The organism is Burkholderia sp. Bp8994 (genome assembly GCF_003853805.1).
Taxonomy (GTDB): Bacteria; Pseudomonadota; Gammaproteobacteria; order Burkholderiales; family Burkholderiaceae; genus Burkholderia.
Window position 1 is genome coordinate 1 of sequence record NZ_QTQH01000028.1, and the last position, 26,796, is coordinate 26,796.

Annotated in this window: 27 protein-coding genes and 1 pseudogene; 9 read left to right on the plus strand and 19 right to left on the minus strand. The window is 68.2% G+C overall.

Annotated elements, in window-relative coordinates; translation table 11 throughout:
* The 4 genes and pseudogenes from DIE04_RS26380 to DIE04_RS30240 form a co-directional block, all read right to left on the minus strand.
* Window positions 1–188: pseudogene (locus tag DIE04_RS26380) on the minus strand (aspartate aminotransferase family protein); the annotation flags it as partial.
* 37 nt (window positions 189–225) lie between these two features.
* Window positions 226–1,563, minus strand: a complete 1,338-nt coding sequence (locus DIE04_RS26385; protein ID WP_044849097.1) for a glutamine synthetase family protein — start codon at window positions 1,561–1,563, stop codon at window positions 226–228.
* Between the two features lie 29 nt (window positions 1,564–1,592).
* On the minus strand, window positions 1,593–2,378 hold the full coding sequence (locus DIE04_RS26390) for a gamma-glutamyl-gamma-aminobutyrate hydrolase family protein (RefSeq protein WP_124520612.1): 786 nt from the start codon (window positions 2,376–2,378) through the stop codon (window positions 1,593–1,595).
* A gap of 285 nt (window positions 2,379–2,663) precedes the next feature.
* Window positions 2,664–2,846, minus strand: a complete 183-nt coding sequence (locus tag DIE04_RS30240; protein WP_006402789.1) for a hypothetical protein — start codon at window positions 2,844–2,846, stop codon at window positions 2,664–2,666.
* Between the two features lie 468 nt (window positions 2,847–3,314).
* Here DIE04_RS30240 and DIE04_RS26400 point away from each other — a divergent pair, with 468 nt between their 5' ends.
* Together DIE04_RS26400 and DIE04_RS26405 are read left to right on the plus strand one after the other, a co-directional pair.
* Window positions 3,315–3,866 carry a cupin domain-containing protein gene (locus DIE04_RS26400; RefSeq protein ID WP_044849101.1) on the plus strand — a complete coding sequence of 184 codons (552 nt, stop codon included), beginning with the start codon at window positions 3,315–3,317 and terminating at the stop codon, window positions 3,864–3,866.
* Window positions 3,867–3,955: 89 nt separating this feature from the next.
* The gene (locus tag DIE04_RS26405; RefSeq protein WP_044849095.1) at window positions 3,956–5,446 is read left to right on the plus strand and encodes an aldehyde dehydrogenase; all 1,491 of its coding nucleotides are present in this window, start codon (window positions 3,956–3,958) and stop codon (window positions 5,444–5,446) included.
* A gap of 60 nt (window positions 5,447–5,506) precedes the next feature.
* Here the strand turns inward: DIE04_RS26405 and DIE04_RS26410 are convergent, their stop codons facing one another.
* Entirely contained in the window at window positions 5,507–5,707 is a 201-nt protein-coding gene (locus DIE04_RS26410) for a heavy-metal-associated domain-containing protein (protein WP_044849094.1), read from the minus strand.
* A gap of 333 nt (window positions 5,708–6,040) precedes the next feature.
* Between DIE04_RS26410 and DIE04_RS26420 the strand changes: the two genes are divergently transcribed.
* Window positions 6,041–6,373, plus strand: a complete 333-nt coding sequence (locus tag DIE04_RS26420) for a cupredoxin domain-containing protein (protein ID WP_124520613.1) — start codon at window positions 6,041–6,043, stop codon at window positions 6,371–6,373.
* 12 nt (window positions 6,374–6,385) lie between these two features.
* Window positions 6,386–7,222 (plus strand): FTR1 family protein, encoded by an 837-nt coding sequence (locus DIE04_RS26425; protein ID WP_044849093.1) that lies wholly within the window; start codon window positions 6,386–6,388, stop codon window positions 7,220–7,222.
* A 73-nt stretch (window positions 7,223–7,295) separates the two neighbouring features.
* Here DIE04_RS26425 and DIE04_RS26430 read toward each other — a convergent pair whose 3' ends face one another.
* The 7 genes from DIE04_RS26430 to DIE04_RS26460 form a co-directional block, all read right to left on the minus strand.
* Complete coding sequence (locus DIE04_RS26430) at window positions 7,296–7,514, minus strand: hypothetical protein (RefSeq protein ID WP_040142345.1); 219 nt, start codon at window positions 7,512–7,514, stop codon at window positions 7,296–7,298.
* Window positions 7,514–7,969 (minus strand): hypothetical protein, encoded by a 456-nt coding sequence (locus tag DIE04_RS26435; RefSeq protein ID WP_124520614.1) that lies wholly within the window; start codon window positions 7,967–7,969, stop codon window positions 7,514–7,516. Before DIE04_RS26435 ends, DIE04_RS26430 begins: the two co-directional genes overlap by 1 nt.
* A gap of 50 nt (window positions 7,970–8,019) precedes the next feature.
* Window positions 8,020–9,837, minus strand: a complete 1,818-nt coding sequence (gene glmS / locus DIE04_RS26440) for a glutamine--fructose-6-phosphate transaminase (isomerizing) (protein WP_124520615.1) — start codon at window positions 9,835–9,837, stop codon at window positions 8,020–8,022.
* A 54-nt stretch (window positions 9,838–9,891) separates the two neighbouring features.
* A complete protein-coding gene (gene glmU, locus DIE04_RS26445) occupies window positions 9,892–11,253 on the minus strand; it encodes a bifunctional UDP-N-acetylglucosamine diphosphorylase/glucosamine-1-phosphate N-acetyltransferase GlmU (RefSeq protein ID WP_124520616.1) in 1,362 nt (453 codons plus the stop codon).
* Window positions 11,254–11,388: 135 nt separating this feature from the next.
* On the minus strand, window positions 11,389–12,384 hold the full coding sequence (ttcA, locus tag DIE04_RS26450; RefSeq protein WP_124486623.1) for a tRNA 2-thiocytidine(32) synthetase TtcA: 996 nt from the start codon (window positions 12,382–12,384) through the stop codon (window positions 11,389–11,391).
* The gene (locus tag DIE04_RS26455) at window positions 12,381–12,785 is read right to left on the minus strand and encodes a dihydroneopterin aldolase (RefSeq protein WP_124486622.1); all 405 of its coding nucleotides are present in this window, start codon (window positions 12,783–12,785) and stop codon (window positions 12,381–12,383) included. Before DIE04_RS26455 ends, ttcA begins: the two co-directional genes overlap by 4 nt.
* Before the next feature lie 78 nt (window positions 12,786–12,863).
* Window positions 12,864–13,607 (minus strand): SDR family oxidoreductase, encoded by a 744-nt coding sequence (locus tag DIE04_RS26460; protein ID WP_044849085.1) that lies wholly within the window; start codon window positions 13,605–13,607, stop codon window positions 12,864–12,866.
* 13 nt (window positions 13,608–13,620) lie between these two features.
* Here DIE04_RS26460 and DIE04_RS26465 point away from each other — a divergent pair, with 13 nt between their 5' ends.
* Window positions 13,621–14,811, plus strand: a complete 1,191-nt coding sequence (locus DIE04_RS26465) for a class I SAM-dependent methyltransferase (protein ID WP_124520617.1) — start codon at window positions 13,621–13,623, stop codon at window positions 14,809–14,811.
* 14 nt (window positions 14,812–14,825) lie between these two features.
* The gene (locus DIE04_RS26470) at window positions 14,826–15,020 is read left to right on the plus strand and encodes a DUF2905 domain-containing protein (RefSeq protein WP_124486620.1); all 195 of its coding nucleotides are present in this window, start codon (window positions 14,826–14,828) and stop codon (window positions 15,018–15,020) included.
* 103 nt (window positions 15,021–15,123) lie between these two features.
* Here the strand turns inward: DIE04_RS26470 and DIE04_RS26475 are convergent, their stop codons facing one another.
* From DIE04_RS26475 to DIE04_RS26500, 6 genes are all read right to left on the minus strand, one after another.
* A complete protein-coding gene (locus DIE04_RS26475; protein ID WP_044849082.1) occupies window positions 15,124–15,345 on the minus strand; it encodes a hypothetical protein in 222 nt (73 codons plus the stop codon).
* Window positions 15,346–15,443: 98 nt separating this feature from the next.
* Window positions 15,444–16,352: a carbohydrate kinase gene (locus tag DIE04_RS26480; RefSeq protein WP_124486619.1), complete on the minus strand. Its 909-nt coding sequence runs from the start codon at window positions 16,350–16,352 to the stop codon at window positions 15,444–15,446.
* Entirely contained in the window at window positions 16,349–17,629 is a 1,281-nt protein-coding gene (locus DIE04_RS26485) for an AGE family epimerase/isomerase (protein ID WP_124520618.1), read from the minus strand. The genes DIE04_RS26480 and DIE04_RS26485 overlap by 4 nt, the downstream gene beginning before the upstream one ends.
* Window positions 17,626–18,645, minus strand: a complete 1,020-nt coding sequence (locus tag DIE04_RS26490; RefSeq protein ID WP_124520619.1) for a LacI family DNA-binding transcriptional regulator — start codon at window positions 18,643–18,645, stop codon at window positions 17,626–17,628. The genes DIE04_RS26485 and DIE04_RS26490 overlap by 4 nt, the downstream gene beginning before the upstream one ends.
* Window positions 18,646–18,996: 351 nt before the next feature.
* On the minus strand, window positions 18,997–20,835 hold the full coding sequence (locus tag DIE04_RS26495) for a phosphodiesterase (protein ID WP_124520620.1): 1,839 nt from the start codon (window positions 20,833–20,835) through the stop codon (window positions 18,997–18,999).
* A gap of 260 nt (window positions 20,836–21,095) precedes the next feature.
* A complete protein-coding gene (locus DIE04_RS26500) occupies window positions 21,096–22,139 on the minus strand; it encodes a bile acid:sodium symporter family protein (RefSeq protein ID WP_124520621.1) in 1,044 nt (347 codons plus the stop codon).
* Window positions 22,140–22,497: 358 nt separating this feature from the next.
* Between DIE04_RS26500 and DIE04_RS26505 the strand changes: the two genes are divergently transcribed.
* The 3 genes from DIE04_RS26505 (at window position 22,498) to DIE04_RS26515 (ending at window position 25,556) form a co-directional block, all read left to right on the plus strand.
* On the plus strand, window positions 22,498–22,995 hold the full coding sequence (locus tag DIE04_RS26505) for a peptide-binding protein (protein ID WP_124520758.1): 498 nt from the start codon (window positions 22,498–22,500) through the stop codon (window positions 22,993–22,995).
* Between the two features lie 347 nt (window positions 22,996–23,342).
* Window positions 23,343–24,419, plus strand: a complete 1,077-nt coding sequence (locus DIE04_RS26510) for a porin (RefSeq protein ID WP_044846147.1) — start codon at window positions 23,343–23,345, stop codon at window positions 24,417–24,419.
* Between the two features lie 174 nt (window positions 24,420–24,593).
* A complete protein-coding gene (locus DIE04_RS26515; protein WP_044846148.1) occupies window positions 24,594–25,556 on the plus strand; it encodes a LysR family transcriptional regulator in 963 nt (320 codons plus the stop codon).
* Between the two features lie 112 nt (window positions 25,557–25,668).
* On the opposite strand, the gene DIE04_RS26520 is transcribed toward DIE04_RS26515, so the two are convergent.
* Window positions 25,669–26,628 carry a nitronate monooxygenase family protein gene (locus DIE04_RS26520; RefSeq protein ID WP_044846149.1) on the minus strand — a complete coding sequence of 320 codons (960 nt, stop codon included), beginning with the start codon at window positions 26,626–26,628 and terminating at the stop codon, window positions 25,669–25,671.
* Between the last annotated feature and the right edge of the window lie 168 nt (window positions 26,629–26,796).

The window sequence follows — 26,796 nt, forward strand, 5'->3', positions numbered from 1 at the left end:
TAGACGCCGTCGGCCTTCACGATCACGCGGCTGCCCGCGCGATTGAGCGCACCCATGTCCGAGAACGGATGGATGTGGTGCGCGGCGTCGAGCGCGCGGTATTCGGCGGTCGAGCGTGCCTGCGTCGTGCGCGGTGCGGTGGCCGGCGCGGCCGGCTGGATCCAGGCAGATTCGTTGCGGTACGTCATGTTTCCTCCGTGATTCCGTATTCGGTCGTGTGCACGCTCAGACGTGCAGCAGCAGATGGCGGCGTTCCCACGAACTGATCACGCGGAAGAACGCTTCGTATTCGGTTTCCTTCAGCGCGAAATACGCCTTCAGGAACTTGTGGCCGAGAATCTCGCCGAGCGGCTCGCACGCGGCCATCAGCGTGAGCCCTTCCTCGAGGTTGCGCGGCAGCTGGTACGGCAGCTCGTAGCCGTCGCTGACGAGCGGTTCGGTCGGCTCGAGACGCTGCGTCATGCCGAGATAGCCGGCCGCGAGCGTCGCCGCGAGCGCGAGGTACGGGTTGCAGTCGACGCCCGGAATCCGGTTCTCGATGCGGCGCGCGGCCGGGCCCGAGTGCGGGATGCGGAAGCCGACCGTGCGGTTGTCGTAGCCCCACTGCACGTTGATCGGCGCGGCCATGAAGCGCGACAGCCGGCGATACGAATTGATGTACGGCGCGAAGATCGGCATCAAGGCGGGCGTGTACTTCTGCAGCCCCGCGAGGTAGTTGTAGAACAGCGAGGTCGCGCCGCCCGTTTCCGGCGACGTGAACAGGTTGCGGCCCGTTTCCTCGTCGACGATGCTCTGGTGCACGTGCATCGCCGAGCCCGGCTCGTTTTCCATCGGCTTGGCCATGAAGGTCGAGTACATGTTGTGGCGCAACGCGGCCTCGCGCACCGTGCGCTTGAACAGGAACACCTGGTCGGCCAGCGACAGCGCGTCGCCGTGCATGAAGTTGATCTCCATCTGCGCGGCGCCGACTTCGTGGATCAGCGTGTCGATGTCGAGGTTCTGCGCTTCGCAGTACTCGTAGATGTCCTCGAACAGCGGGTCGAACTCGTTGACCGCCTCGATCGAATACGACTGGCGGCCCGTTTCGGGGCGGCCCGTGCGGCCGACCGGCGGACGCAGCGGCAGGTCCGGGTCCTTGTTCATGTCGACCAGGTAGAACTCGAGCTCCGGCGCGACGACCGGCTTCCAGCCCTTCGCCTTGTAGAGGTCGAGCACGCGGCGCAGCACGTAGCGCGGCGAGATCTCGACCGGCGAGCCGTCGAAGTGCACGCAATCGTGGATCACCTGCGCGGTCGGATCGACGGCCCACGGGATCAGGCGAATGGTCGACGTGTCGGGCACGCACACCATGTCGGGATCGGTCACGCCGGTCAGCGAGCCGTCTTCCGGATAGTCGCCGGTGACGGTCTGCACCATCACGGCCTGCGGCAGCCGCATCGATTCGCCGGACGTGAACTTGTTGCGCGGCGTGATCTTGCCGCGCGCGATGCCGGCCATGTCGGGAATGATCGCTTCGATCTCGGTGATCCGGTGCTGCTTCAGAAAGTCTTCGATGTCTTGCATGTCTGTTCTCGTTATGTGGGTCGGCGCGCTCAGGCGAGCGCGGCGGCGGCCGTGGCACGTGTGCGGGCGTCGCGGCGCGCGCGGCAGGCGTCGCCGAAGGCGCGGAAGATCGCGCTCGACAGCGGGTCATGCGCATGCCGCCATTCCGGGTGCCACTGCACGGCGAGGGCGAAGGCCGGGGCATCGACGACGCTGACGGCCTCGATCAGGCCGTCCGGCGCGACGGCTTCGACGGCGAGGCCGGAACCGAGCTGCGCGATGCCCTGCTTGTGCAGCGAGTTCACGTGCACGTCGTCGCGGCCGCCGGCGAGCGTGTGCAGCACGCCGCCGGGCGTCAGGCGCACGACGTGCGCGGGGCCGTATTGCGTGTCCATCGGCGCGTCGTCGTCCTCGCGGTGATCGGCGAGGCCCGGCACGTCGTGCACGCGCTGATGCAGCGTGCCGCCGCAAACGACGTTCAGCTCCTGGAAGCCGCGGCACACGGCCAGCACGGGCACGCCCGCGACGATCGCCGCGCGCAGCAGCGGCAGCGTCGTCGCGTCGCGCGCGGGATCGTGCTTCGTGCCGGGCGCGCTCGGCTCGCCGCCATACAGGTGCGGCTCGACGTTCGAATAGCTGCCGGTAAACAACAGGCCGTCGACCGTGGCGAGCACGTCGTCGACCGACTGGCGATCGCCGAGCGCGGGCAGCACCATCGCGAGCGCGTGTGCGCCGTCGACGATCGCCGCGACGTACTTGTCGCCGACCGTGTGCGACGCATGTGCGCCGATCTGCGTGAAGTCGGCGGTGATGCCGACGAGGGGTTTCCTTTCCATGACGTCAATCAGTTGTCCGTAGGACCGTTGCGTGCATCACGCGGGAAAACCGCAAAATGCAGGCGCGACACGGCCCCGCAGCCTCGCGAAGCGCGCAAGGCCGCTGGTGAATGGGCGCAACGGGTTCGCATGGCGATCCGCGCTGCGCGCGACGGTCAGGCCATCGTTCGTTTCGTCGTGCCGTGCGACGCGGCAATGGATGCGCGAACGCGTTCCGTCACCGCGCAGACGACGCGGCTGACGAACAGGCAGTTGAAACGAACGACGAGAAAAGGAGGAGAGGCGCTATGGCAGCAGCGACGCGACTTCGTCGGTATCGACGGCCACGAACGCGCGTGCGGAAACGGCGTTGTGACGGCGAACGGAACGACGGGACAGGATGGTGTAGATCGACAGATGCAGCAGGCGAGGACTATGCCAGCCGCAACTGCCATCGGAAGCGGGAGCAGCGCTGCGCAAACTTCGCACATCGCCTCGATCCCACCTCACCAGAGGGCCACGGACTCTCACGATTACACTCGACTGGTTTGTTGAAAGTATTGAACACCTGATCGTTTCGGCGCGCGAGGCGTTTAAAATAATCAAGGTGCCCGGCCTGCGTCATTTACATTGATGGGCATCAATTTTTACGTTGCAGTAACGTTTTTCGGTGCCGATGAATGGCCAATGACGCTGACCTGAGAGCCAGCATATACGAGCCAAAAACGGCGTCAAATGTTTTTTGACGGTCTCGTGTCAGGGCTTTCCCGAGGCACTGCGAACAAAATATTCGTAAATGGAATGACGCGCGGGGTGTTCATTATTTCGAACGCCTTTCAGGGTTTTCCCCGCTGATGTGTGGCATAAAGTGATTAGAATATTCAACGGCTGCTCAACGCTGTCCAACGCGTCGTTTCACTTTTTCACCGCACTTCTATCGTGTCCGAAACCGAATCGATGTCCACCGAAGTCGCCGAGCGCCTGCGTTTCGTGCGCAACAAGCATGGCCTGTCGCAGCGCGAACTCGCGAAGCGGGCCGGCGTGACCAACGGCACGATCTCGCTGATCGAACAGGGGCGCGTGAGCCCGTCGGTCGGCTCGCTGAAGAAACTGCTCGAATGCATCCCGATGAGTCTCGCGGAGTTCTTCACGTTCGAGCTGGTCGAATCGCGCTCGGTCGTGTCGCGACGTGACGAGATGCCGAACCTCGGCAACGACGCGCTCGCGTTTCACCTCGTCGGCGCGGGCGTGAAGGACCGCAACATGTGCATCATGCGCGAGGTCTACCAGCCGCTCGCCGATACGGGGCCCGAGATGCTCGTGCACGCGGGGCACGAGGGTGGCGTGGTCGTGTCGGGTCGGCTCGAGCTCACCGTCGACGGCGCGACCTGGCTGCTCGACCCCGGAGACGGCTACTACTTCGAAAGCCGTTTGCCGCACCGTTTTCGCAATCCCAGCGCGGAACAGCTCTGCGAGGTCGTGTCGGCCAATTCGCCGGCCACCTTCTGACCGCGCATCACCGCATTCGCCACCGCCGGCAGCGTTGCCGTTGCACGGCGTGCCGCAGCGCGAATGCCACAACCGTTGAGGCATCCTGAATGAACAAGTTGACTTTGGCTGACTGGCAGGACAAGGCGGCGTCGCTCGAGATCGAGGGGCGCGCATTCATCGACGGCGCGTCGCGCGACGCGCACGGCGGCAAGACGTTCGACTGCGTGAGCCCGATCGACGGCCGCGTGCTCGCGAAGGTGGCCGATTGCGGCGAGGCCGACGTGAACGCCGCCGTCGCGGCCGCCCGCCGCGCGTTCGACGCCGGCGTGTGGGCCGGACTGAACCCGCGCGCGCGCAAGGCCGTGCTGCTGCGCTGGGCCGCACTGATGCGCGAGCATCTCGACGAACTGTCGCTGCTCGAGACGCTCGACGCCGGCAAGCCGATCGGCGACACGACGACGGTCGACGTGCCGGGCGCCGCGTATTGCGTCGAGTGGTTCGCCGAGGCGATCGACAAGGTCGGCGGCGAAGTCGCGCCGGCCGACCATCATCTCGTCGGCCTCGTCACGCGCGAGCCGGTCGGCGTGGTCGCGGCCGTCGTGCCGTGGAACTTCCCGATCCTGATGGCCGCATGGAAGTTCGGCCCGGCGCTCGCGGCCGGCAACAGCGTCGTGCTGAAACCGTCGGAGAAATCGCCGCTGACCGCGATCCGCGTCGCGCAGCTCGCGTACGAGGCCGGCATCCCGGCCGGCGTGTTCAACGTCGTGCCGGGCGCGGGCGAACCGGGCAAGCTGCTCGCGCTTCATCGCGACGTCGACTGCATCGCGTTCACCGGCTCCACGGCAGTCGGCAAGCTGATCATGCAGTACGCCGCGCAGTCGAACCTGAAGCGCGCATGGCTCGAACTCGGCGGCAAGTCGCCGAACATCGTGCTGCCCGATTGCCCGGATCTCGACCGCGCCGCGCAGGCCGCGGCCGGCGCGATCTTCTACAACATGGGCGAGATGTGCACGGCCGGCTCGCGCCTGCTCGTGCATCGCGACATCAAGGACGCGTTCATCGAGAAGCTGGTCGCGGCCGCGCGTGCGTACGTGCCGGGCAACCCGCTCGATCCGTCGGTATCGATGGGCGCGATCGTCGACGGCATCCAGCTCGAGCGCGTGCTCGGCTACATCGACGCCGGGCGCAAGGAGGGCACGCTCGTCACGGGCGGTGCGCGCGTGAAGGCGGAGACGGGCGGCTTCTACGTCGAGCCGACGGTGTTCGAGGTGAAGCCCGATGCGAAGATCGCGCGCGAGGAGATCTTCGGTCCCGTGCTGTCGGTGATCGTGTTCGACGATGTCGACGAGGCGGTGCGGATCGCGAACGATACCGAGTACGGGCTCGCGGCGGCGGTGTGGACGTCGGACCTGACGACCGCGCACGACGTGTCGCGCCGGCTGCGGGCGGGCACGGTGTGGGTGAACTGCTACGACGAAGGCGGCGACATGAACTTCCCGTTCGGCGGCTACAAGCAGTCGGGCAACGGCCGCGACAAGTCGCTGCATGCGCTCGAGAAGTACACCGAACTGAAGTCGACGCTGATCCGGCTTCGCTGACGCGGCCGGTGTGCGGGCGCGGTGCCGACGGGCGCCACGCCCGTGCTGCGCATGCGCGCGTCAGGCCGTGCGCAGCGCCGGGTGGAAGCCCGCGGCTTCGATGATCGACTGCACGCGTTCGGCGCCTTGCGCCGATTCGACCTTGACCGTCTTCGCGGCCACGTCGATGTCGAGCTTCGCAGCGGGGTCGGCTGCCGTCACGGCACGCGTGATGGCGTTGGCGCAGCCGCCGCAGGTCATGTCCTGGACTTCGAATTCCATCGTGTTCTCCTGGGTTGGGTGGCGATTCACAAACGTCGCCAGCATGAAGCTTGCCATGGTGGGAAGGTCAAGCGATTCGTCGCGTTCGGCATCGCGAAAGCTATTTGTAAAGCAGAAGTCAGACGAATCGTGATGCGCCGATGTACGTCAGTCGGAATTTTTCCCGATTGACGGTCGCGCATTGTCGGCGAAATCTGGCGGAGCCTTGCACGACAAGGTGCGTGTCGCGTCGACGACGCCCGATGCCCATGCCATCAGTAAGGGTACTTCGAGAGGGAAATGCGAATCGATCTTACTATCGGTTCCCCCTCGATATTTCATTTCGTTACCCATATGAATCGCTTCGCTTTCGGTTTCGCACTGGCCCTGCTGGGCGTATCGGCATCGTCCGCCTTCGCTGCCGACGACGTCGTCAACCTGACCCTGAAGGACCACAAGTTCTCGCCCGACGGCGTGACGATTCCGGCCGGCAAGAAGGTGAAGTTCGTCGTGAAGAATCTCGACGCGACGCCCGCGGAATTCGAAAGCGACGATTTCAAGGCAGAGAAGGTCGTGCCGGCCGGCAAGTCGGTCGAGATCCTCGTCGGGCCGCTGAAGGCCGGCACCTACGAGTTCCACGACGAGTATCACGAAGCGCAGTCGAAGACGCACCTGACCGTCAAGTAAGCGGATATCGCCATGCTGTCTACTGCCCTGATCGTCTTTCGTGAAGTGCTCGAGGCCGCGCTGGTGGTCTCGATCGTGATGGCCGCCACGAAGGGCGTGCCGCGGCGCGGCTGGTGGGTCGGCGGCGGGCTCGTCGGCGGCGTGATCGGCGCCGGCCTGATCGCCGCGTTCGCCGACGTGATCTCGCAGTGGGCATCCGGCATGGGGCAGGAAGTCTTCAACGCGGGCGTGATGTTCGTCGCGACGCTGATGCTCGCGTGGCATTGCATCTGGATGAGCCGCCACGGCCGCGAGATGGCGCTGCACATGGGCGAGGTCGGGCGGGCCGTCGCGGCCGGCAGCCGGCCGCTCACGGGGCTCGCGATCGTGGTCGGCGTCGCGGTATTGCGCGAAGGCTCCGAGGCCGTGCTGTTCCTGTACGGCATCGCGGCGGGCGATCCGGGACAGACGCCGCAGATGATCGTCGGCGGGCTGCTCGGCGTGCTGGGTGGCGCCGGGCTCGGCTATGCGATGTATGCGGGCCTGCTGCAGATTCCGCTCAAGCGCCTGTTTTCCGTCACCAATGCGCTGATCGTGCTGCTCGCGGCGGGGATGGCGAGCCAGTGCGTCGGCTTCCTGCTTGCCGCGGGCCTCGTGCCGTCGTGGGGCGACGCGGTCTGGGATACCTCGTGGCTGCTCAAGGAAACGAGCATCGTCGGCAAGGCGCTGCATACGTTGATCGGCTATACCGCGCGTCCGGCGGGGATCCAGATCGCCGCGTACCTGGTCACGCTGGTTGCGATCGTCGTGCTGGCGCGGCTCGTCGGCCGGCCGCGGACGGTCGTGCCGCCGCCGCGGCCCGTCGCCTGAGCGGGCGGGGCCGAATGCAAAAAGGGGCGTCGTGGACGCCCCTTGTTACTTGCGTTGACGGTTCGCGCTCCGTTCAGCGATGGCTGTCGATCCACGCGCGGGCCCATTCGAGCCCCGCTTCGCGCGCTTCGTCCTCGGTATCGAACACGCCGAGCACGCCTGACGCTTCGACGAGCCGGTTGTTCTGCGTGATCGTGCCGCTCGCCGCGAAGCGCTCGGGCTGCAGGATTTCGTCTTGCTGCAGGATCGAATGGCCCCAGATCTGGTAGCCGTGATAGGTCTGCGCTTCCATTATCGCGTCACCTCCGCGGAACGGCGGCTCGCGCCGACACGCAGCACGTTGCCGTCCGGCGTGTATTGCCGTGGGATATCGGAGAATTTGAGTGCGTGCGGCGTGTCGGGCACGGTCGGCTGCATCACGGTGAGCCGGCCCGGCGCGGGCTGCGCGACGGGGCGCGGTGCGGCCGGCGCATCGACCGTCGCGGCGGTCGGTCGATGCGGCGCGGCTTTCACGGCTTGTGCGACGCGGCGCTTGTGCGGCTTGACGGCGACCTTCGGCTGCACGCTCGCGTGCTTTTCCGCGGTCTTGTTGCCGGCGTGCGCGTCGGCGGCCGCGCGCGGGGGCGGCGTACGTGCCGCCGGCACGCGCGCCTCGGGCGGGTTCCAGACTTCGACGTAGTGCTCGGTCGCCCAGCCCGTCGACGCGAAGCTCAGCGCCAGCAATCCGCATCCAAACAGTCTTACCATGGTCTCTCCGTCAGTCTCGCCGGCGCGCCGGACTGCGCTGCGCCGATTGCTTACTCCACCGTCACCGACTTCGCGAGGTTGCGCGGCTTGTCGACGTCGGTGCCGCGCGCGCACGCGGTGTGATATGCGAGCAGCTGCAGCGGCACGACGTGCAGGATCGGCGACAGCTGGCCGTAGTGTTCCGGCATCCGGATCACGTGCAGGCCGTCGTCGTTGACGATCTGCGTGTCGGCATCCGCGAACACGTACAGCTCGCCGCCGCGCGCGCGCACTTCCTGCATGTTCGACTTCAGCTTCTCGAGCAGCGTGTCGTTCGGCGCGACCGTGACGACCGGCATCGCTTCCGTGACGAGCGCGAGCGGGCCGTGCTTCAGTTCGCCGGCCGGATAGGCCTCGGCGTGGATGTACGAGATTTCCTTCAGCTTCAGCGCGCCTTCGAGCGCGATCGGGTAGTGCAGCCCGCGGCCGAGGAACAGCGCGTTTTCCTTGCGCGCGAATTCCTCCGACCACGCGATGATCTGCGGCTCGAGGGCGAGCACGCTGTTCAGCGCGGCCGGCAGGTGGCGCAGCTCCTTCAGGAATTGCGCTTCCTGCGCGGCGTCGACGTGCCCGCGCAGCTTGCCGAGCGTCGCGGCCAGCACGAACAGCGCGACGAGCTGGGTCGTGAACGCCTTGGTCGACGCGACGCCGATCTCGGTGCCCGCGTGCGTCAGGAACTGCATCTCGGTGAGGCGCACCATCGCGCTCGTCGCGACGTTGCACACCGCGAGCGTATGCGTGTGGCCGAGAGACTGCGCGTGCTTGAGCGCGGCGAGCGTGTCGGCCGTCTCTCCCGACTGCGAGATCACCAGCACGAGCTGGCGCGGGTTCGGCACCGATTCGCGATAGCGGTATTCGCTCGCGATCTCGACCTGGGTCGGAATCTTCGCGATCGATTCGAGCCAGTACTTCGCGGTGAGGCCCGAGTAGTAGCTCGTGCCGCACGCGAGGATCAGCAGGCTGTCGATGTCCGCGAACGCGGCGGGCGCCGCGTCGCCGAACAGCGTTGCGTCGAATGCTTCGGTTTGCGGCACCGTGTCGCTGATCGCGCGCGGCTGCTCGAAGATTTCCTTCTGCATGAAGTGGCGATACGGGCCCAGCTCGACCGCGCCGCCGTATGCGCTGACCACGCGGATCTCGCGCTGCGCGAGCGCGCCGTGGCGGTCGACGATCTTCACGCCGTCGAGCGACAGCTCGCACATGTCGCCTTCCTCGAGGAACGTGAAATGGTCGGTGCTGCCGGCCAGCGCCAGTGCGTCGGAGGCGAGGAAGTTCTCGCCGTCGCCGTGGCCGACGACGAGCGGCGAACCCTGGCGCGCGCCGACGACGATGTGCGGCTGGTCCTTGTGGGTCACCGCGATCGCATACGCGCCGTGCAGCTGCTGCACGGCTTCGCGCACGGCCTCGAACAGGTCGCCGCGATACAGGCTGTGCACGAGGTGCGCGATCACTTCGGTGTCGGTCTGCGACACGAATTCGTAGCCCTTCGCGCGCAGCGCGTCGCGCAGCGTCTCGAAGTTCTCGATGATGCCGTTGTGCACCAGCGCGAGCGCGTTCGACGAGAAGATCGGGTGTGCGTTGTGCGTGACGGGCGCACCGTGCGTCGCCCAGCGCGTGTGCGCGACGCCGGTCGTGCCTGCGAGGTGCGATTCCTGCACCTGCGCGTCGAGATCGGCGACGCGCGCGACGCTGCGCGCGCGCTTCGGTGCGTCCGGCTCGAGCACGGCGACGCCGCACGAGTCGTAGCCACGGTATTCGAGGCGCCGCAATCCTTCGATCAGCACCGGAACGATATTACGCTGCGCAACTGCGCCGACAATGCCGCACATGAATGGTCAATCCTGTAAGTCGACGCGGGCGCCGTTCGGGCGCCCGCAAAAGGTTCAGCTCTTCTTCTTGACCGGTCGGACGTAGCCGCTTTTCGCGGTCTGCGTCTTCTCGTTCAATGCGAGGACGCCCTCGGCGACGTCCTTCCAGATCGTCGTGCCGGCCGCGATCGTCACGCCGCGGCCGACGCGCACCGGCGCGACGAGCTGCGTGTCCGAGCCGACGAATACGTCGTCCTCGATCACGGTGCGGAACTTGTTCGCGCCGTCGTAGTTGCAGGTGATCGTGCCGGCGCCGATGTTCACGCGCGCGCCGATGTCGGCGTCGCCGATGTAGGTCAGGTGGTTCGCCTTCGAACCGTGGCCGATCACCGCGTTCTTCACCTCGACGAAGTTGCCGACGTGCGCTTCGTCCGCGAGCTGCGCGCCCGGGCGCAGCCGCGCGTACGGGCCGATCACGGTGTGCGCGCCGAGTTCGGCGCCGTCGATGTGCGTGAACGCGTCGATGCGCGTGCCCGCGCCGATCGACGCGTTGCGGATCACGCAGTTCGCGCCGATCGTCACGTTGTCGGCGAGCGTCACGTTGCCTTCGAACACGCAGTTCACGTCGATCGACACGTCGCGGCCGCACCGGAGCGTGCCGCGCACGTCGAGGCGCGCCGGATCGGCGAGCGTGACGCCGTCGGCGAGCAGCGCATCGGCGACGTTGCGCTGATGGATGCGCTCGAGTTCCGCGAGCTGCGCCTTGCTGTTCACGCCGAGCGTTTCCCAGTCCTCGTCGGGCTGCGCCGTGACGATCTCGAAGCCGGCCTCGATCGCGAGTTCGACGACGTCGGTCAGGTAGTACTCGCCCTGCGCGTTCTCGTTCTTCAGCGCGCCGAGCCACATCGACAGCTGGGCCGTCGGCGTGACGATGATGCCGGTGTTGATCTCGGCGATCTTCAGTTGCTCGGGCGACGCATCCTTCTGCTCGACGATGCGCGTGACGAAGCCGGACGCGTCGCGCACGATGCGGCCGTAGCCGGTCGGATCGTCGAGCGTGACCGTCAGAATCCCGTAGCGGCCCTCGCGCGCGGCGTCGACCAGACGCCGCAGCGTCGACGCGTGGGTGAGCGGCACGTCGCCGTACAGCACCAGCGTCGGTTGCGCGGGATCGAGCAGCGGCAGCGCCTGGCGCACCGCGTGGCCGGTGCCGAGCTGCTCGGCCTGTACCGCGAACTGCACGTCGGGCGCGGCGACGGCGGCCTGGACCTGCTCGGCGCCATGACCGACGACGACGACGAGCCGCGACGGCTGCAGCGTGCGCGCGGTGGCGATGACGTGGGAGAGGAGCGGCCTGCCGGCCAGGGGATGGAGCACTTTCGGCAGCGCGGAACGCATGCGCTTGCCGGTGCCTGCCGCCAAAATCACGATATTCATGGCGCCAGCTTGTCAGAGGAGTTCGTAGCCGTCCATTTTAGCATGCGGCCCCTGGCATTCCGGGCCTGTCGCGACCGGGCGACAGTGCCGGAACAGGGCACGCTGCGCCCCGTTCCGGCGATGTTCGGACCCTGCTTACAGGTCGTCGAACTGGACAATCGAGATCGGTTTCGCGGCACCCGGCACGGCGGTGTCTTCGCCGGACGCGCACGGCTCCTCGTCGAACGCAATGTCGCCCTGCGGATCGGCTTCTCCGGTCGCGCGCAGCGACGCGAACGGGAACTGGGTCGTATCCATCAGGTGCGACGGCACGACGTTCGCGAGCGCGCTGAACATGTTGTCGACGCGGCCCGGAAAGCGCTTGTCCCATTCGCGGATCAGCGCCTTCATTTCCGCGCGCTTCAGGTTCGGCTGGCTGCCGCACAGGTTGCACGGGATGATCGGGAATTCGCGCAGCTCCGCGTATTTCTCGAGATCGGTTTCCTTCACGTACGCGAGCGGGCGGATCACGACGTTCCGGCCGTCGTCCGACTGCAGCTTCGGCGGCATCCCCTTCAGCTTGCCGCCGTAGAACATGTTGAGCAGCAAGGTTTGCAGGATGTCGTCGCGGTGGTGGCCGAGCGCGATCTTGGTCGCGCCGAGCTCGCCCGCCACGCGGTACAGGATCCCGCGGCGCAGCCGCGAGCACAGCGAGCAGGTCGTCTTGCCTTCGGGGACGAGCCGCTTGACGATGCTGTAGGTGTCCTGGTTCTCGATGTGGAACGGCACACCGACCTGCGTCAGGTACTCGGGCAGCACGTGCTCGGGGAAGCCCGGCTGCTTCTGGTCGAGGTTGACCGCGACGATGTCGAAGTCGATCGGCGCGCGTTCGCGCAGGCGCAGCAGCACGTCGAGCATCGCGTAGCTGTCCTTGCCGCCCGACAGGCACACCATCACCTTGTCGCCCTGCTCGATCATGTTGTAGTCGCCGATCGCCTGGCCGACCTGGCGCACGATCCGCTTGAACAGCTTGTTGTTCTCGTACGCTTCCTTCTGCTCGCGGCGCGTCAGCGCGCGGCGACCGGTGTCGGCGACGGTGGCTTCGATGGCGGCGCCATCGGCCGCCGTGTCATTCATGTGGGGGGCGTTCATGCGCGCTCCTCGTCCTTGATGCGAAAGACTTCGACGCCGACGGCGTCGCAGTCCGGATAGGCGTCCGGTTTCTCGGTACAGACGCGTACCGCGCGCACGCTGTCGTGCGCCAGCAGGTTCGCGGCGATCGCGTCGCACAGCGTTTCCTGCAGGTGGATGTGGCCGCGCGCCAGGCACTGCGCGACGCTCTGCTTCATCAGGTCGTAGTCGACGACTTCATGCAGCCGGTCGTCGACGGGGGTGGACAGCGCGAGCGGCACGAACAGGTCGATGTTGATGACGACGCGCTGCTCGCCGCGCTTCTCGTGTTCGAAGGCCCCGATGTTGATGTGCACCTCGTAGTCGCGCAGGTAGAGCCTGCGGCAGTCCGCGAGGCGGGGGTGCAGGAGAGCGGAAAACATGGTCGTCCCAGTCAAATTGGCGTGCGTGCACGCAAAGCGGCGCGGGCGGCGGCGGTCGGGCCGCGCGCTCCGCGCAGTTCAGTCATTCGGGCCGGCGGCGGGCGGCACCAGGTGCTCGCCGCCGTCGACGGTCAGCGTCGCGCCCGTGACGCCGGGCGCGCTCGCGAGATAGCAGGCCGCCGCCGCGATGTCGTTCGCGTGCGGCGCGTGGCCGCGCACGAGCGCCGCGACGCGCACCTTCGGCGCCAGCGCCAGCGCGAGCGCCGAGGTCGCGCGGTTCAGCGCGGCCTGCATCAGCGCGTGCGACAGCTGCGCCGGCGCCGGGTGAAACAGGGCCTGGTCCAGCACGTGGATCGCGCAGGCGCGCAGCGATTCGTCGTCGCGCGCGGCATCGGGCGTCGCGTCGGCGAGCGCGCGGGCCAGCGCGAGCGGCGCCGTCACGTTGCGCGCGAGCGCGCCGGCGAGCGACGCGCCATCCACGGTATGCGCGTCGTCGGTGCCGGCGCAAGCGCTCACGAACACCGCACAGGCGGGCCGGCCGAGTGCCGCGCCGCACGCGGCAACGAGCGCGGCCGCATCGGCTTCCAGGGCCAGATCGGCGTCGAGCACGGCCGCGCGGCGGCCCAGTGCGGCGACTTCGGCGACCAGCGCGTCGCCAGCCGCGCGCGGCGCGCCGGGGCTGCGCTGCAGCGCGACGTCCCAGCCGCGCTGCGCGAATCCGGTCGCGAGCGCACGGCCGAGCGACGCGGCGTCGGCCGCGCTGCCCAGCGCGCCCGCGACGAGCGCGATGCGCGGGGGCGACGTATCGGCTGAAACGGTCATTTACAATGCCGGGATGAACCCGAAAGCTCACGAACCCGCTAGTTTACCTGCTCCCGGCCCTGACGCGCTCGCGCAGTCCGAAACCCTCGCCGCGCAACTGCGCGACGAGATCGCGGCGGCCGGCGGCTGGCTGCCGTTCGACCGCTTCATGGAACGCGCGCTGTACGCGCCCGGCCTCGGCTATTACAGCGGCGGCGCGCGCAAGTTCGGGCGCCGCGCCGACGACGGCAGCGACTTCGTGACGGCCCCCGAGCTGTCGCCGCTGTTCGCGCAGACGCTCGCGAATCCCGTCGCCGACGCGCTCGCGGCGAGCGGCACGCGCCGCGTGATGGAATTCGGCGCGGGCACCGGCAAGCTCGCGGCCGGGCTGCTCGCGGCGCTCGATGCGCTCGGCGTCGAGCTCGACGAATACCTGATCGTCGACCTGTCCGGCGAACTGCGCGAACGGCAGCGCGACACGATCGCGGCGGCTGCGCCGGCGCTTGCGGGAAAAGTACGCTGGCTCGACGCGCTGCCCGAGCGCTTCGACGGCGTCGTGGTCGGCAACGAGGTGCTCGACGCGATGCCGGTGCGCCTCTTTGCGAAGGCGGGCGGCGCGTGGCGCGAGCGCGGCGTCGCGCTCGACGCGCGGCACGCGTTCGTGTTCGACGACCGGCCCGTGGGCGCGGCCGGCCTGCCGCCGGTGCTCGCGACGCTCGACGTCGACGACGGCTACGTGACCGAAACACATGAAGCCGCGCTGGCGTTCACGCGCACCGTGTGCACGATGCTCGGGCGCGGCGCGGTGCTGCTGGTCGACTACGGCTTCCCCGCGCACGAGTACTACCACCCGCAGCGCGACCGCGGCACGCTGATGTGCCACTACCGCCACCACGCGCACGACGACGCATTCCTTTACCCGGGCCTGCAGGACATCACCGCGCACGTCGAATTCACCGGCATCTACGACGCGGGCGTCGCGACCGGCGCGGACCTGCTCGGCTACACGTCGCAGGCGCGTTTCCTGTTGAACGCGGGCATCACCGACGCGCTCGCCGCGATCGATCCGTCCGACATCCACCAGTTCCTGCCGGCCGCGAACGCGGTGCAGAAGCTGATCTCGGAAGCCGAGATGGGCGAGCTGTTCAAGGTGATCGCGTTCTCGCGCGGCATCGACGGCACGCTCGACGCGTTCGCGCGCGGCGACCGCTCGCACGCGCTCTGACGGCGGAGACCGGGATGCTGCGCTGGTTCATGGCGTCGTTCGTTGCGGTGATGATCCTGACGCGCTGCTGGCCGTGGCTCGGCAAGTTCGGCATCGGGCGGATGCCGGGCGACGTCACGCTGACGCTCGGCGGGCGGCGTTATCCGTTCCCGTTCATGTCGACGCTGGTGCTGACGATGCTGGTGTCGCTGGTGGCGCGGCTGCTCTGAGCCGTGCCGAAGACGGCGCGTCGCGGTCCGGCCGCGGCGCGCACGTGACGGGTTCGGCGCGGGGTAGTTCGTGCATGACGGCTCGTGCATTGAAGCTCGCGCATCACAGCTCGATTTCGCCGAGGATCCGGTGCGCGAGCGCCTTCGCCTCGTCGAACGCCTCTTCCTCGCTCGGACTCGTCGTGTGGACGTCGTAGCGCACGTTCTCCGTCTCGTCGCCGTCGTCCCGGGCGAGGATCACGTAGCCCTGGAACTGTCCGTTGGCGGCGTGCTGCGTATGCGCCTTGGCCGTGTAGATGCCCTTCGTGAACGTGTTCGTGTCCATCGTGCCTCTCCCGCAATAGGACACTTCATCGTAGCACTGCGGCGCAGCATGTACAGCGCCGCATATCGGCGACCGATCAGCGCGCCGTCATCATCCCGTCACCCTTCGAGCAGCGCGACGACCTCGTCGAGCGTCGGCGCGTGCGCGCCCGTGTGCCGGCATGCGGCGGCGCCCGCCGCGAGCGCGAACGCGAGATGCTCGCGCCACGACCGCTGCGGCGCGGCCATCAGGCTGAACAGCATGCCGCCGATCGACGCGTCGCCGGCGCCGACGGTGTCGACCACCTCGACGCGCGGCGGGCTGGCCTCGAGCACGTCGCCGTCCGCGTACAGCGTCGCCGCCTGCGCGCCGCGTGTGACGAGCACGGCCGCGCGCGGATTCAGCGCGCGCACCGCCGCGACCGCGTCGGGGCCGTCGCCGCCGAACAGGTGGCGCAGGTCCTCGTCGGAGACCTTGATCAGGTCGGCGAGCGCGGCCATCGTCTCCAGCGTCGGCCGGTACGCGGCCGTCATCAGGTTCCGGTAGTTCGGATCGAAGCTGATCTTCACGCCGCGCGCGTGCAGGTCGGCCGCGAGCGCGACGAGCGTGCCCGCGAGCGGCTCGCGCACCAGGCTGATGCAGCCGAAGTGCGCCCATTTCACGTGAGCGGCCCAGCCGGCCGGCAGCCGCGCCGGGTCGAACGCGAGGTCCGCGCTCGCTTCGCCGATGAAGAAGTACGCGGGCGGCCGCGTCTCGTGGACGATCGCGAGCAGCGGCGCACGCGGGACCCGCTGCAGGAAGCGCAGGTCGAGCCCGGCGGCCTCGCTGGTGCGCCACAGCACGTCGGAGAAGCAGTCCTCGCCGATCGCGCCCGCGAGCGCGCTCGACAGGCCGAGCCGCGCGACCGCGCGCGCGACGTTCCAGCCGGCGCCGCCCGGCACCGAGGTCCACTGCGCGTCGCCTGCGCGCACCATGTCGGTCAGGATGTCGCCCGCCGACACGAAGGCCGGAAAGGTGCCGCCGCTCATTGCGTCGGCTCGCTGCGCGCCGCCCGCGCGAGGGTCGCGAGCACGTCGTAGCACGCGCCCATCGTGTGATAGTCGGTCTTGCCGGCCGGGCTTTTCTCGTCGCTGTACTTGCGGTTGTCGCAGGTGAGGATCCGATACCACGCGCCGTAGCGGTGATCGACGAAATGCGCCCAGCTGTAGCGCCAGATCTCGTCGTACCAATCCCAGAAACGCTCGCTGCCGGTGCGCGCGCCGAGCATCGCGGCCGCTGCGAAGGTCTCCGCCTGCACCCAGAAATACTTGTTGTGGTCGCAGATCGTGAAGTCGGGGCCGAAGCCGTAGCAGAGGCCGCCGTGATCGGCGTCCCATGCGTGCGTGAGCGCCGCGTCGAACAGCTCGGCCGCGCGCGGCACGAGCCAGTCGAGCGGGCGGTGCCGCTCCAGGATCAGGAGCAGCTTCGCCCATTCGGTCTGGTGCCCGGGCTGGAAGCCCCACGGACGGAAGATGTTCGAGCTGTCTTCCTTGTTGTAGTCCCAGTCGACCGACCAGTCCGCGTGGTAGTGCTCCCACACGAGGCCGCCCGACAGCGCGGCCTGGCGCTGCGTGATGTGGGTCGCGAGCTTTTCCGCGCGATCGAGGTAGGTGAGGTGGCCGGTCGCCTCGTATGCCGCGAGCAGCGCTTCCGTCATGTGCATGTTCGCGTTCTGGCCGCGGTACGACGACACGATCCAGTTCGGCGTCGCGTCGTCCGCGTAGAGGCCGGCGGCCGCATCCCAGAAGCGGTGTTCGGCGAGCTCGTAGGTCGACGCGATCAGCGCGCGCGCTTCGTCGATGCCGGCCATCGTCGCGTGCGCGGCGGCCAGCAGCACGAACGCGAGCCCGTAGCAATGGCGCGTGCCGTCGAGCGTCGCGTGCTTCGTGCCGTCGCGCCAGTCGAGCTCCCAGTCGTAGCCTTGCAGCGCCTCGTCCCAGTGCGCGTCGCGCAGGAAGCGCAGCCCGTGGCGCGCGTAGTCGAGATGGCGCGGATCGCCGAAATGCCGGTACGCCATCGCGTAGTTGAAGACGAACCGGCAACTGCTGACCAGATGCCGCGACGTGCGGTTGTAGACGCTGCCGTCGTCGCGGAAATAGTGGCGGAAGCCGCCCGTCGGGTCGAACGCGTTCGTCGCGTAGAACCGCAGCGTGTCCTCGACGTGCGACAGCAGGAACGACGGATCGCGGAAGCTCGCGACGAACGGTGCCGCTTGCGCGTGGTTGGCCGGCGTGGCCGTGCGGGATTGGGCCGGGGGCATGTTCATGATTCGGTGACCGTGGCGGTATCGAGCGCCGGTGAGCCGGCGGGCTGGCTGCTGGCCCGTACGATCAGCTCGACGGGCAGGGAGATCTCGGTGCGCTCGGGGGCTTCGGCGAGCAGCAGTTCGACGCCGCGGCGGCCGAGCGCTTCCTTGTCGACGGCGAGCGTCGTGAGCGGCGGGTTCGCGTGCGCGGCGGCCGGGATGTCGTCGAAGCCGACGATCGCGATGTCTTCCGGAATCCGCACGCCGCGCGCGAGGCACACGCGCTGCGCGGCCAGCGCGGCGGCGTCGTTGTACGCGAACACGGCGTCCGGGCGCGGGCCCGGCGCGTCGAGCAGCTGCTGCATCGCCCGCGCGGCGCCGGTGTCGGGGTCGAGCCCGGCGTCGATCGTCACTTCGTACGCGGGATCGAACAGCCGCCCGGCCTCGAAGAACGCGCGCCGGTAGCCGATCGCGCGCTGCGCGATGCTGTAGTGCGCGGCCGAGCCGCCGATGAACGCGATCCGCGAGCGGCCCATCGCGAGCAGGTGACGCATCGCGAGCGCCGCGCCCGTCGCGTTGTCGATGTTCACCGAGCGCAGGCCGGGCGCCCACAGGTCGATCAGCACGAGCGGCCGGCCGGTCGCGGCGAGCGCCTCGATCGTCTCGGGCTCGATGAAGCCGGCCACCGCGATCGCGTCGGGCGCGTGCGGGCGCATCTGGCGCAGCACGTCGTCGTTCGGGCCGACCGTGAGCAGCGTCGGCACGATGCCGCGCTCGCGGCACGCGTCCTCGACGCCGTGCAGCACGTGCGAGAAGAACGGGCTGGCGGGAAAGCGGTTGTGCTGGCGGTGCAGCAGGAAGGTGAGCCGGCGGATGCGCGGCCGCAACTGGGCCGGGTCGTAGCCGAGCCGCTGCGCGATCTCGACGATGCGCGCTCGCGTGGCTTCGGACAGGCCCGGCTGGTTTTTCAGCGCGCGGGAGACGGTGCCGATCGAGACCTCTGCCGCCCGCGCTACGTCGCGAATGGTGGTGCCCATCGTTCGGGATCCGGTTTGTTTAGGGTGACGGCGATTGTATAGTAAACGCGGCGCCTAATTCGGGCCGGATAACCGGGGAATACCCGGAAATAGCGGGTTTTTGCGAGCTAATCTGCGAAAACGCCGTTACTAAAAATACTAAACAAAACGCGGAAAAGGCAAGGTGATCACGCGGAATGTGGCGGTGCCGGCAGGTGGAGCGTCCGGCACGTTCCGCTGCCCGGCGTGAACGGAGCCGGCGGGGCGATCGGCCGGCGGTTGCCGGGGCGCGGCCCGGCCGGGTCGGCGCGGCACCGGCAACGTCGCTCGGGCGGGTTGGCGACCTGCCTGCGACCGGCAACCGCCCGTCACTCAGCCTGCCGCCGCGAGTGGCGGCTCGCCGCGATCGCGCAGCGCCGCGCGGCCCGCGTCCAGATCGACGACCGCGAGCCCGCCCGGCTGCTGTTTCGCGCGTCGCTTCGCGAGCGCCGCGACCGATGCGATCTCGTCGCTGCCGTAGCGTATCGCGCCGTTCGCGCCGGCCGGCACGCCGACCACACCGATCGCCATCGTCACGAAGCCGAAGAACGCGGGGTTGCCGTAGCGGTCCTCGCCGCGCAGCCCGCCCGCCAGCCGGTCGGCCTGCGTGTAGAAGCGCTGCGCGCCGTCGTTGAAGCGCGCGATCGCGTCGGCCGCGCGCGCGTGCCAGTCGTCGCGCTGGAACAGCACGAGGAAATCGTCGCCGCCGACGTGTCCGAGAAAGTCGCGTTGCGGATCGCACACGCCGGCCAGCACCGTCGCCGCGAACTTCAGCACTTCGTCGCCTTGCCAGTAGCCGTACTGGTCGTTGAACGGCTTGAACTGGTTCAGGTCGACGTAGCACGCGTGGAAGCCGGCGTCGCGCGCCAGCAGGCGCTCGATATGCGCGCTGATCGGGATGTTGCCGGGCAGGAACGTCAGCGGATTCGCGTAGCGCGCGGCCTCGATGCGCATTTCGGTCACCGCGCGCACGAGGCTTTCGCCGGTGCCGAGCCCGACGTAGCGGCCGTGTTCGGTGATCACGAAGCCGTCCGCGAGGTAGCGCTGGTCGTGGCTCGCGAGCAGCATCGCGAGCTGCTCGACCGTCGTCGCGTTGTCGATCATCAGCGGCGCGTCGTTCGCGAACTGCAGGCACGGCTTCTTCCCGAACACCTCGCGGTGGTACGGCAGCGCGAAGCGGTCGATGAAGCCGCGCCGGTTCACGAGCGCGACCGGCTGGTCGCGTTCGACGAGCGCGACCGCGTGCAGCGCGGGCATCCGGTTGAACAGGTCGAGCACGTCGTTGTTGGTCGCGTCGCGCGGCAGCGCCGGCGCGGCGACGAGCATCTTCGCCGCGATCGTGCCGGCCGGCCGCACGGCGCGGGTCGCACCGGGAAACACCGCGATGTGCGGGGCGCGGATCGCGTCGCGCGCGGCCGGCGCGACGACCGGCGAGGGTTGCGCGTCCGGCCGCCCGAGCAGGAAGCCCTGCACGCAGCCGATGCCCATGTCGCGCACGACGAGCAGGTCGCACTCGTTCTCGATCCCTTCCGCGATCAGTTGCGCGCCGCTTGCCTGCGCGAAGTGCTGCATCGCCCTGACCGCCTCGAACTTGAGCGGATCGCGCGCGATGTCGTGGATGAAGAAGCGGTCGATCTTCACGACATCCGGGTGCAGGCGCAGCCACAGGTTCATGCTCGCGTTCGCGGTGCCGTAGTCGTCGAGCGCGAACTGGATGCCGGCGTCGCGCAGCGAGGCGACCGCCGGCCCGATGCGTGCGACGTCCGGCAGCGCGGTCTGCTCGGTCAGCTCGATCACGATGCGCTCGGCGCCGATCCGCGCGCGCACGAGCAGTTGCCGCGCGCGCTCGCGTTCGCGCGCGAGTTGCAGGATCGTGCCCGCGCTGAAGTTGAGGAACAGCTTGCCGTCGCAGCCGAGCGCCGCGAATGCGTCGAGGCAGGTGCGCGCGGCCGCCTGTTCGAGCGCGACGGTCGTGCCGTCGCGGGCGGCCTGCGCGAACAGTGCGGCCGGCGGCTCGAGGTCGGTGCCGCGCGGGCCGCGGATCAGGCCTTCGTAACCGACGACCGTGCCCGATCCGAGATCGACGATCGGCTGGAACACGGCCGCGAGCGCGCGTTCCGCGATCAGGTGGGTGGTGGGGGCAGCGGGCGAGTCGGGATGGGGCGCGGGCATGGAGGGGGGCGGCCGAGACGACGGGACGCCCGACTTTAACGGCAGTGCGTGCGGAGAATTGAATGAAGATTTCGTGACGCGATGCGCGTCGATGGTGCATGCGTCGCGGCGGGCTGCGCGGCGGGGAGGCGGGAGGCGGGAGGCGGGAGGCGGAAAGCGCGAAGCGAGAAGCGAGAAGCGAGAAGCGAGAAGCGAGAGGCGAGAGGCGAGAGGCGAACACCCCAGCGCGGCCAGTCATGCCGGCCGCGCAGCCTCCCGCGTCAGCGCTTGCCCGCGCTCAGCGCACCGCGCCCGCGTGCGGCACCGGCCGCACCCGCGTCGCCGTCGCGCTCGCCGCTCGTGTCGCGCGCGCCCCAGCGTTGCGCGAGCGCCGCGCAGGCCATCAGCTGGATCTGGTGGAACAGCATCAGCGGCAGCACGATCGCGCCGACCGCCTGCGCGGAGAAGATCACCTTCGCCATCGGCACGCCGGCCGCGAGGCTCTTCTTCGACCCGCAGAAAATGATCGTGATCTGGTCGGCGCGGTTGAAGCCGAGCCGCTTGCTGACGAACGCGGTCAGCCCCAGCGCGATCACGAGCAGCACGACGTTGACGATCAGCAGGCCGCCGAGCGCGCGCGCCGGAATCTGGTGCCACAGCCCCTGGTTCACGGCCTCGCTGAACGCGACGTAGACGACGAGCAGGATCGAGCCCTGGTCGACGAAGCGCAGCACGCCGCGGTTGCGTTCGATCCAGCCGCCGATCACGGGCCGCAGCAGCTGGCCGGCGATGAACGGCACGAGCAGCTGCATCACGATGCTGCCGATGGTGCTCCACGGCGACGCGGCCGCGGCCGACTGCGACGTGATCATCAGCCCGACGAGCGCCGGCGTCACGAAGATCCCGAGCAGGCTCGACGCCGATGCCGCGCACACGGCGGCCGGCACGTTGCCCTTCGCGATCGACGTGAACGCGATCGACGACTGGACGGTCGACGGCAGCGTGCACAGGAACAGCACGCCGGCATACAGCGTCGGCGTGACGAGCGGCTGCAGCACGGGCTTCAGCGCGAGGCCGAGCAGCGGGAACAGCGCGAACGTGCTGAGCAGCACGACCGCATGCAGCCGCCAGTGGGTCGCGCCCGCGACGACGGCTTCTCGCGACAGCTTCGCGCCGTGCAGGAAGAACAGCAGGCCGACCGCGATGTTGGTCGCCCAATTGAACGCATGGGCGGCCGGGCCGCGGCACGGCAGCAGGCTCGCGAGCACGACGGTGCCGACGAGCGCGAGCGTGAAGTTGTCGGGAAGAAAACGGGGACGGGCCATCGGGGAACTCGATTCGGAAACGGCGGGCGCACATGTCGCGCGCGCGAAGCCGGTATTGTCCCGGTTGGTCATTCAATAAACAAATTCATTGTACGAATCCATTGATGAATCGATTGCATGATGCGGCTGCGCAACACGGCACGCCCGCGGCGGCCCGGCGACGTGCGAAGCGGCAGAAGAATGTTCTGTCGCGATCCCACCCTGAAGTGAAAAAACCTAGCAGTAACATGGTGTTACACCGATGCCCGCGACATAACACTTTTTGGCTCGACACCGTTTGGGACCGCTCATAAATTACTGCTGAAAGGCTTGCGTCGGCCGGAAACAGCCGGCGGCGAGCGGCAACAGGCACTGAATGATGACGGAACGGGTGAAACTGAAGGTCGGACGATGGGTGGCAGGCGTGCTCGGCGCGCTGCTGATGCCGCTCGCGCTCGCGCAACCGCCGCATGGTGGTCAGGCGTTCGGCGGCGGTCATGGCTTCGGTCACGGTTTCGGTGGCGGCGACATGCGCATGTACGGCCAGCCGGCCGGCAACGCGCAGGTATGGCGCCGGGCGCTGCCGCCGGGCGGCGCGCGTGCCGGCGGCGTGAACGGCTATGGTTCCCGCTGGGGCCTGCGTCCGACGCCGTCTTACGGGCATTACGCCGCGCAGAGCCCGTATCGTCCGATCAGCGCCGAGTCCCGCCAGATGCCGCGTCCGCCGGGCGGCGGCAACGTTCCGTTGCGGGCCGGCTCGATCCGCGCCGACGTCGCGCGCTACAACGAAGAGCGTGGCGGCCGTCCGATGCCGCCGCCCCGCGCGCAGGAAGAGCCTTCCCACTCGCCGTTTTTCTCCCCGTTCTACCGAAACTGAGCGCCCCGCGCGTTCGTTCCCCCGCCGGCTGTGATGCGAATTCGCCACAGTCGCGCATAGATTTCCGCTGATTTTCCCGTCGCATTGCGCTATCTTTCGCGCCCGGCACGCGCGCCCCTCGCGGCCGTCCCGTCGCGTGCCCGCACCGCGCGGGGCCGCTGCGGCGCGCCTGGCCATGTGCCGATTCCGCGAAGTTAATGCTGCCGCTATACCCGCAATAAGTGTGCGCAATTTTGACGGGACGCAGGTTCCGTAAAGATGGCTGCGCCCCATACGACGCAAGCAATCGGCTCCAAACAACAACGCTCGCGCCACTTATCGACATTCGACAAAACCCTGGAGATCCCATGAAAGCATTCGCTCGCCGTGCGTCGCGCACGTCCGTCAAGCTGATCGCCGCGGCCGCCTGCGTGGCCGCAACCGCACCCGTTCACGCGCAGTCGAGCGTCTCGCTCTACGGTCAGGTCGACGAATGGGTCGGCGCCACCAAGTTCCCGGGCGGCGATCGCGCATGGAACGTGTCGGGCGGCGGGATGTCGACGTCCTACTGGGGCCTGCACGGCGCCGAGGATCTCGGTGACGGCTACAAGGCGATCTTCACGCTGGAGAGCTTCTTCCGTGCGCAGAACGGCCAGTTCGGCCGCTTCCAGGGCGACACGTTCTTCGCGCGCAACGCATATGTCGGCGTCAGCTCGCCGTACGGCACGGTGACGGCGGGCCGCCTGACCACGCACCTGTTCCTGTCGACGATCCTGTTCAACCCGTTCTACGATTCGTACACCTTCTCGCCGATGGTGTACCACGTGTTCCTCGGCCTCGGCACGTTCCCGACCTATCCGAGCGACCAGGGCGCGGTCGGCGATTCGGGCTGGAACAACGCACTGTCCTACACGTCACCTTCGTTCGGGGGCCTGAATTTCGCGGCGATGTACGCGCTCGGCAACACGGCCGGCGACAACCGCTCGAAGAAGTGGAGCGCGCAGTTCAACTACGCGAACGGCCCGTTCGCGGCGACCGCTGTCTACCAGTACGTGAACTTCAACAACGGCCCGCAGGACCTGAGCTCGCTCGTGACCGGCATGAAGAGCCAGGGCATCGGGCTGGTCGGCGCGACCTACGACCTGAAATACGTGAAGCTGTTCGGCCAGTACATGTATACGAAGAACGACCAGGTCGCCGGCAGCTGGCACGTGAACACCGCGCAGGGCGGCGTGTCGGTGCCGCTCGGCGTCGGCAACGCAATGGCGTCGTACGCGTACTCGCGCGACGGCGGCGGCCTCGACCAGACGCGCCAGACCTGGGCCGTCGGCTACGACTATCCGTTGTCCAAGCGCACCGACGTCTACGCTGCGTACATGAACGACCACATCAGCGGCCTGTCGAGCGGCAATACGTTCGGCGCAGGCATCCGCGCGAAGTTCTGACGATTCGTCGGTTCGGACGCGCACACAACGCGCGTCGCATGTGCCGGCATTGCGCCCCGAAAAAACGGCGCCGCTATTCGCGGCGCCGTTTTGCCTTTGTTGACCTTTTTGTTTCCTCGCCTTTGTTACCCTATCTCGTAATTGCATAATTCCCAGGAATTGCGAGCTAGTTCGATGGATACCCTCGTCAGCATGAATGTGTTTCGCTACGTCGTCGAAGTGGGCAGCTTCGTCGGCGCGGCCGAGCGCATGCAGATGTCGGCCGCGATGGCGAGCAAGCACGTGATGCATCTCGAGCAGCAGCTCGGCGCGCGGCTGCTGCATCGCACGACACGACGTGTCGCGCCGACCGAGGCGGGACGCGAATACTATGAGCGCCTCGTGCAGGCGCTGTCGGAACTCGACGAAGCCGGACAGGCGGTCGGCGCCGCGAGCGTGGTGCCGCAGGGCCGCCTGCGCGTGACGTCGCTGTCCGCGTTCGGATTGCGGCACGTGATGCAGGCCGTCACCGATTATGCGGGTCGGTTCCCGGACGTGACCGTCGACGTGACGCTGTCCGATCGCGTGGTCGACCTGATCGAGGAAGGCTACGACGTCGCGGTGCGCGCGGCGCCGAACGGGCTGAAATCGTCGTCGCTGGTCGCGCGGCAGATCGCGACCGCGCACATCCTGCTGGTCGCGTCGCCCGAGTATCTCGACAAGCACGGCACGCCACAGACGATCGCCGATCTCGCGCATCACAACTACCTGCGTCGCGATTCGAATTCGACGATGCTCGATTCGCTGGTGATCGACGCGGCCGCCGCGTCGCGCGTGAACCTGAACGGCAACCTGATCGTGAACCATCTCGAGGGGCTGCGCGCAGCCGTGCTCGCGGGCGCGGGCATCGCGCTGCTCGGCACCGAGGTGGTCGGCGACGACATCGAATCCGGCCGGCTCGTGCCGGTGCTGCTCGACGCCGTGCCGCCGCACGAGGCGCCGATCTATGCGGTGTACGCGAGCCGTCGCCACGTGTCCGCGAAGGTGCGCTCGTTCGTCGACTTCCTCGCGGCACGGTTCGAAGGGCAGTCGCTGTGCCCGTCGATCGAGTCGCGCCTGCGCGTGCTGCCGATCACGCGGATCAAGCGCGCGGGCTGACCGGCGCCGGCCGCCCGCGTGGCGGACATGAAAAAAGCGCGAGCCGTTGCGGTTCGCGCTTTTTTGTTTGGTCCGACGTCGTGCGCGCCGGTGGCGCAACCCGCCGCCCGCGTCAGCGCGCGATGCCGAGTCGTGCCTTCGCGTCGTCGTACTCGCGCTTCAGGCGCTCGACGAGTGCGCCGACGCTCGGCAGGTCGTCCATCAGGCCGACGCCCTGGCCGGCACCCCAGATGTCCTTCCACGCCTTCGCCTTGTCGCCGCCGAAATTCATCTTCGACTTGTCCGATTCCGGCAGTGCGTCCGGATCGAGGCCGGCCTTCTCGATGCTCTCGCGGATGTAGTTGCCGTGCACGCCGGTGAAGAGGTTCGTGTAGACGATGTCGGACGATTTCGCGTTGAGGATCGCGTGCTTGTAGTCCTCGACCGCGTGCGCTTCCTGCGTCGCGATGAAGCGCGTGCCCATGTACGCGAAGTCGGCGCCCATCGCCTGCGCGGCGAGGATCGAGCCGCCGTTGGCGATCGCGCCGGACAGCACGATCGGGCCGTCGAACATCTTGCGCACTTCGCCCACGAGCGCAAACGGCGACGTCGTGCCCGCATGGCCGCCGGCGCCGGCCGCGACGAGGATCAGTCCGTCGACTCCCGCTTCGAGCGCCTTCTGCGCGTGGCGCAGGTTGATCACGTCGTGCAGCACGATGCCGCCGTAGCTGTGCACCGCGTCGACGATCTCGCGCGCCGGCGCGCGCAGGCTCGTGATGAAGATCGGCACCTTGTGCTCGACGCACACGCGCACGTCGTGCTCGAGCCGGACGTTCGACTGATGGACGATCTGGTTGACCGCGATCGGGCCGATCACCGCGTCCGGGTGCTTCGCCTTGTGGTCGGCTAGTTCGGACTGGATCTGCGTGAGCCATTCGTCGAGCAGTTCGGCCGGACGGGCGTTGAGCGCGGGGAAGGATCCGACGATACCCGCCTTGCATTGCGCGAGCACGAGTTCGGGGTAGCTGACGATGAACATGGGCGACGCGATGACGGGCAGCGTCAGGTTCTGCAGGACGGCGGGCAATGCCATGTGATGTCTCCAGTCTCGAGGGGCGGCCGGGCCCGGCGCGGGTCGCGCCGACGCCGGCATGCATGCTTGGCGGTCGAACGGTGCTTCGAGTGTAGCGGTACAGCCGCGCGTTCATATTAATACGAACGGTCGTGCGATTCTACGCGAGCTTAACAAACCGCGCGGCGT